Annotated in this window: 7 protein-coding genes; 1 reads left to right on the top strand and 6 read right to left on the bottom strand. The window is 45.9% G+C overall.

Annotation, left to right across the window (positions count from 1 at the left end; translation table 11 throughout):
• From B092_RS14430 to B092_RS0111805, 5 genes are all read right to left on the bottom strand, one after another.
• Positions 1 to 182, bottom strand: a 182-nt coding sequence (locus B092_RS14430) for an RRXRR domain-containing protein (RefSeq protein ID WP_040608566.1), incomplete at its 3' end; no start/stop codon positions are given.
• Between the two features lie 224 nt (positions 183 to 406).
• Positions 407 to 1,009 carry a TauD/TfdA family dioxygenase gene (locus B092_RS14435; protein ID WP_018575434.1) on the bottom strand — a complete coding sequence of 201 codons (603 nt, stop codon included), beginning with the start codon at positions 1,007 to 1,009 and terminating at the stop codon, positions 407 to 409.
• A gap of 97 nt (positions 1,010 to 1,106) precedes the next feature.
• Positions 1,107 to 2,384: an O-acetylhomoserine aminocarboxypropyltransferase/cysteine synthase family protein gene (locus tag B092_RS0111795; protein WP_018575435.1), complete on the bottom strand. Its 1,278-nt coding sequence runs from the start codon at positions 2,382 to 2,384 to the stop codon at positions 1,107 to 1,109.
• Between the two features lie 128 nt (positions 2,385 to 2,512).
• Complete coding sequence (locus tag B092_RS0111800; protein WP_018575436.1) at positions 2,513 to 3,151, bottom strand: DedA family protein; 639 nt, start codon at positions 3,149 to 3,151, stop codon at positions 2,513 to 2,515.
• A gap of 157 nt (positions 3,152 to 3,308) precedes the next feature.
• Entirely contained in the window at positions 3,309 to 4,745 is a 1,437-nt protein-coding gene (locus B092_RS0111805; protein ID WP_018575437.1) for an NAD-dependent succinate-semialdehyde dehydrogenase, read from the bottom strand.
• A gap of 186 nt (positions 4,746 to 4,931) precedes the next feature.
• Between B092_RS0111805 and B092_RS0111810 the strand changes: the two genes are divergently transcribed.
• Positions 4,932 to 5,168: a hypothetical protein gene (locus tag B092_RS0111810; RefSeq protein WP_018575438.1), complete on the top strand. Its 237-nt coding sequence runs from the start codon at positions 4,932 to 4,934 to the stop codon at positions 5,166 to 5,168.
• 31 nt (positions 5,169 to 5,199) lie between these two features.
• Here the strand turns inward: B092_RS0111810 and tnpA are convergent.
• The coding region (gene tnpA / locus B092_RS0111815) for an IS200/IS605 family transposase (RefSeq protein ID WP_018575439.1) at positions 5,200 to 5,440 on the bottom strand (241 nt) is incomplete at its 5' end.

Consider the following 5,440-nt stretch of genomic DNA (forward strand, 5'->3'; position numbering starts at 1 on the left):
GGGTCAATCTTCAATTCCAGTGGTTGTAACGCACAGTCTGCGACCGTGCGATCCACCAGCCGGATCGTAAAAGGCACCAAGCGATGCACGCGAGCACGGCCGCGCTCTAGCAATAGCCGAGCGCGTTTCTCACTGCACGGCATCAAGGGCCGTTTGTTTTTTCCTAACACAAAAACCGCCATCGCGATTTTCTCCTACATAATGCCCTTACGGGCCTTGTAACGCGGAACAAATGTCCGTCTCTCCTCGGGAAGGTCAACAACCGGCTCCTGCTTGCGCAGCAAACAGAACCTTCGGCGTTTTACCTTGCGCCAGCGTGATCCTGTCTTTCCAGTGCCCAAGGCTGAAGAAGCACCTCGGGGTGGGTCTAAACGACCTGTTGTTAACGTAGCGACCAAACAAGCCGCTAACCCTGGTCAACCCAGCTTGCTTTTACAAGCTCCGTCCCTTTAGGGCGGGGTAGTTGACTGTAGACGCTAGCGGTGCTGACTAAACTACTTAAGCCACCTTCTTTTGCTTTACGAATACAGAGCAAACCGACAACATCGGATAGGTCGCCATGATAGGGCAGGTAGGCGTTGGTCTGATAAACGCGAGTCATTTTGTCGTTTTTATCACCGATGTTTTGTACGTAGCCTAGCAGATCACCTTGAGCATTTTGTGTGACAGGCGTGCCCATGAAGTGACCCATCATATAGTACATATTAGCCATCTCAGCTTCCGAGTACTTAGTTGAGTCCAGTCCACGAATCACCACAAAGCCATAGCCATTTTCCAGCTCATTAGAAATATGATCGAACTCAGCCTGTACTTCAGGCGTTGTGATGTGTAGATCGTCGCGACTAAAGTTAGGCGCGTTTAAGCCCTTAGCAGCTAATTGCTCAAGCCCTTGGTCTAAGGCTGCTAAGGTCTCTGATGATAGGGTGTGGATCCAATCGTCACGGTTGCGAAGGACTTCACCACGCCACGCGCATTTATCTTGGATGGGGCTTACTAAAATACTACTCATGGTGTCCTTTTAACAATGTGTATACCAAGCGATAAAAGCACTTTACCTAACTCAGGACAAGTTAGGTAAAGTGCGATGTGTGTGATGAGATGTTTATTTAGACTGCGGCTAGAGCCTGCTCTAAGTCTGCAAGTAAATCATCAATGTGCTCAATGCCAATAGAAAGTCTTACCATATCATGACTAACGCCGGCAGAGGCCAATTCCTCATCGCTCAGCTGACGGTGAGTGGTGGTCGCGGGATGGCAGGCTAAACTACGTGTATCACCGATATTCACTAAGCGTAGGAATAGCTGTAGGGCGTCAATGAAGCGGGTGCCACCTTCGCGACCACCTTTGACACCAAAGGAAAGAATGGCTGCAGGCTTACCCTTAACGTACTTTTTAGCTAATTCGTGCTCAGGATGATCAGGCAGGCCGGCGTAGTTTACCCAAGCCACTTTTTCATGTTTGCTTAGGTACTCTGCTACTTTGAGCGCATTTTCCGTGTGGCGCTCCATGCGTAGGCTCAGTGTTTCTAAGCCTTGTAATAATAAGAAAGTGTTCATGGGACTGAGAGCAGCTCCCATATTGCGTAGCGGGACAACACGAGCGCGGGTAATATAGGCAGCAGCGCCCACGTCTTTGACGTAGTTGATACCGTGGTAACTAGGGTCAGGATTGTTAAGCAGAGAGAAGCGCTCAGGATAATCACCCCACGGAAACTTACCGCTATCAACGATAATACCGCCTAAACTATTACCGTGACCACCAATGTATTTGGTTAGAGAGTGCACAATAATATCAGCACCAAACTCAAAGGACTTTTGCAATACCGGTGTAGCGACTGTGTTGTCAACAACGACAGGGATACCGAGTTCATGAGCGATGGTAGACACAGCCTCTAAGTCCACAATGTTACCTAGGGGATTACCGATAGATTCAACAAAAACCAATTTTGTGTTTGCATCGACTAAGCTGCGAATCGCATCGGGATTTTTATGATCAAAGAAGCGCACCTCAATGCCCTGTCTTGGCAGGGTGTGTGCGAATAGATTATACGTGCCGCCATATAGAGCAGAGACAGCAATAATATTGTCGCCTGCTTCAGCAATGGTTTGAATTGCATAGGTAATAGCAGCCATACCTGAGGCGAGGGCAACGGCACCGACACCGCCTTCGAGAGCCGCTACTCTTTCTTCAATGACCGAATTGGTGGGGTTAGTGATCCGGGTGTAAATATTTCCCGGCACCTTTAGATCAAATAAGTCCGCACCATGCTGAGTATTGTCAAAGGCATAGGAAGTGGTTTGATAAATGGGTACAGCAACTGATTTAGTTGTCTCTTCCGGCTTATAGCCGGTGTGAACGGCGATAGTTTCGTCTTTATAGCTCATTTTATTCCTCTCTTTGGTTTAAGGTTCTTATACTTAATGGCATTAATAGTAGCATGTTGCATTGTATTTTTAGCTATAAGCATAGACCAAAAAAGAGCGATAAAAATATTCCACCCATGTGCCGAACGTTATTTTTTAGGGGATCGGCGATGGCGTACTATTTCAATGACCCCGGGTAAAACAGACAAAAGAATAATCGCGATAAGAACTAAGCTTAAGTTATCTCTGACAATAGGAATATTGGCAAAGAAGTAACCGAGATAAGAGAATATGGGTACCCAGAGAAGAGCACCGATTATGTTATAGCGCGAGAACTGAGTGTAGTTCATATTGCTCATACCGGCTACAAAAGGGGCAAAGGTACGGACGATAGGCACAAAGCGAGCCAAAATGATGGTTTTGCCGCCATGTTTGGTATAAAAGGCATGGGTTTTTTCTAGGTATGAGCGTCTGAATATCTTGGAGTCCGGATTAGCGAATAAACGGTGCCCAAAGTACTTGCCGATATGAAAGTTAGTCGCATCACCGAGGATGGCCGCGATAACCAAAATGACTACCATTAGGTGAACATTCATCTCACCAATGGCGGCCAGACCTCCCGCTGCAAATAATAGAGAATCGCCGGGTAAGAGCGGAGTTACTACTAAGCCGGTTTCGCAGAAAATGATTAAAAATAAAATAGCATAAATCCACAGACCATAATCAGCTGCTAAAACCTGTAAGTATTGGTCAATATTTAAAATAAAATCGATGATGGCGCCGAGCATATGAATCTTCTAGTCCGAGATTATGTTTATCGTAAGTAAAAGTGATAAAAAGAGAGGCTATTTTAAGCGATGTCGCGGGATGCGTGGTATCAATGTTAGAAATGACAGAATGTATCAATGTCTTGAGTTCTGTCATTTCCGGTTTGGTTGGGACTATTTAGGCTTGAGTGATGAGTTTGGTGACTAAATAACCATCAAAGGTCTCTTGGCCGCCCTCACGACCCATGCCACTATCCTTAATGCCTCCAAAAGGGGCCTCAGGTAGCACAGAGCCAAGGCTATTGATATGTACCATACCTGCCTCAAGGCTATTTGATACCTTGACTGAGTGTTGTAGGTTATTGGTAAATACATAGGAAGTAAGGCCATAGGGTAGGCTATTGGCCTTGGCGATGACCTCATCAATATCGCTAAAGCTGATGATTGGCGCCAGTGGACCAAATGGCTCTTCATTCATAATTTTGCAGTCGGAATTAAGATTAGTCAGCACCGTGGGTAGATAGAAAAAGCCCTGTTGGCCCCACGCCTGCCCACCAAGCTCAATAGTGGCACCATGATCGCGAGCATTATCGACAAAATCACTGATGGTTTGTAGGCGACGTCTATGTGCTAGAGGTCCCATTTCGACTTTAGAGTCCAAGCCATTACCGATTTTGACAGTGGATAAGCTAGCAACAAACTCGTCTAAAAACTGGTCATAGACCCGTTCGTGTACAAAAAAGCGCGTAGGTGAAACACAAGTTTGGCCGGCATTGCGTATTTTTGAGCGAGCAAGCGCTTTGGCAGTTTTGGCAATATCTACATCATCAAATACGATCACGGGTGAGTGACCACCTAATTCCATAGTGGCCGGCTTCATTTCCGCGCCGGCTAAAGCGGCTAATTGCTTACCGACAGGTACAGAACCGGTAAAAGATACTTTACGCACAATCGGAGAGCGAATTAAGTAATCAGAAATAAAAGGAGGATCACCCCAAACAATATTTAAGACGCCTTTGGGTAAACCGGCATCTTCAAAGAGTTGAGCGATAGCGATAACGGCACTCGGCGAGTCCTCAGGACCTTTTAAGATGATCGTACAGCCTGCACCAATCGCTGCACTGATTTTTCGAATGGCTTGATTAAATGGAAAGTTCCACGGGGTAAAAGCAGCACAGACGCCTATCGGTTCACGCACAACGTATTGACGGAAGTTCTCTCGACGAGAGGGAATAATACGACCATAAATACGGCGACATTCCTCAGCATGCCAATCACAGTGATCAGCGCAACTAATGATCTCACCAAGTGCTTGTGCTAGTGGTTTGCCTTGGTCTAGGGTGAGGTTGTGAGCAATGCTGTCAGCGCGTTCACGAGCTAAGTCTGCTGCTTTACGTAATACGGCAGAACGCTCCATGGGCGAACTGTGTTTCCATGTTTTAAAAGCCTCGGCAGCGGATGCTAAGGCATAATCAAGATCTTCTTTTGTTGCGTAAGGTAACTGCCCGAGCACTTCTTCTGTTGCCGGATTAATCACATCCTGTGTTTTTCTATCATTTATCCCAATAAATTCGCCATTAATATAAAAGCTTAATGGCGGGTATGTCTTTGTCATGACAGTCCTTAATAAATTATTTAGCTATAACCATTAAATATTAACTCTTTGCAAAGGATTTGTTCAAGATTGGGGCGTTGGGTAGGGTTTGAGGGAGCGTTATAAGGAAATGCCTTAGTTTTATTTTGGCCCAAAGTCTTGACAATTCTATGATTGATAAATCATCAGCAGTCGGGGACTCATATTATGTCATTCAAAAAAATATTTGTAGGTTTAGCAGCTAGTGCGCTCTTAGTAGCCTCAGGTACGGCTTCAGCACAAAAAACACAATTTGTTTCGGTATTAACAGGCGGACAAAGCGGTGTGTATTACCCGGTAGGGGTGGCCATTGCCCAAAACTTAGCTGACAATATCGATAATTTACGCGCTACTGCTCAAGTTACCAAAATGCGCGGAAAGCCTCGTCTTTTAGGGCGAGGGTGAATAGCGCGGACGACAACGCCGTCCTTTGAATCTATGGTGGCGTTTGCTGTTGCTCGATATACTGTCGAATGATTTCAATCGGCGCGCCGCCACAGCTTCCAGCAAAATAACTTGGCGACCATAAAGCCCCTTTCCACAGTTTCTTTTTAATGTTGGGGTAGTTCTTTTTTCGGATAAGAAGACTGGATATACCCTTTAGGCTATTAACCAGTTTTGATATGGCAACTTTGGGCGGGTAGTTCACTAATAAGTGAACATGGTCGTCCTCCCCA

This window comes from Oligella ureolytica DSM 18253 (assembly GCF_000373745.1).
Taxonomy (GTDB): Bacteria; Pseudomonadota; Gammaproteobacteria; order Burkholderiales; family Burkholderiaceae_B; genus Oligella; species Oligella ureolytica.

Bases quoted from the DNA above. Each gene is read 5' to 3' on its own strand.
- B092_RS14435 (WP_018575434.1), bottom strand. From the start codon at position 1,009: ATGAGTAGTATTTTAGTAAGCCCCATCCAAGATAAATGCGCGTGGCGT.
- B092_RS0111795 (WP_018575435.1), bottom strand. From the start codon at position 2,384: ATGAGCTATAAAGACGAAACTATCGCCGTTCACACCGGCTATAAGCCG.
- B092_RS0111800 (WP_018575436.1), bottom strand. From the start codon at position 3,151: ATGCTCGGCGCCATCATCGATTTTATTTTAAATATTGACCAATACTTA.
- B092_RS0111805 (WP_018575437.1), bottom strand. From the start codon at position 4,745: ATGACAAAGACATACCCGCCATTAAGCTTTTATATTAATGGCGAATTT.
- B092_RS0111810 (WP_018575438.1), top strand. From the start codon at position 4,932: ATGTCATTCAAAAAAATATTTGTAGGTTTAGCAGCTAGTGCGCTCTTA.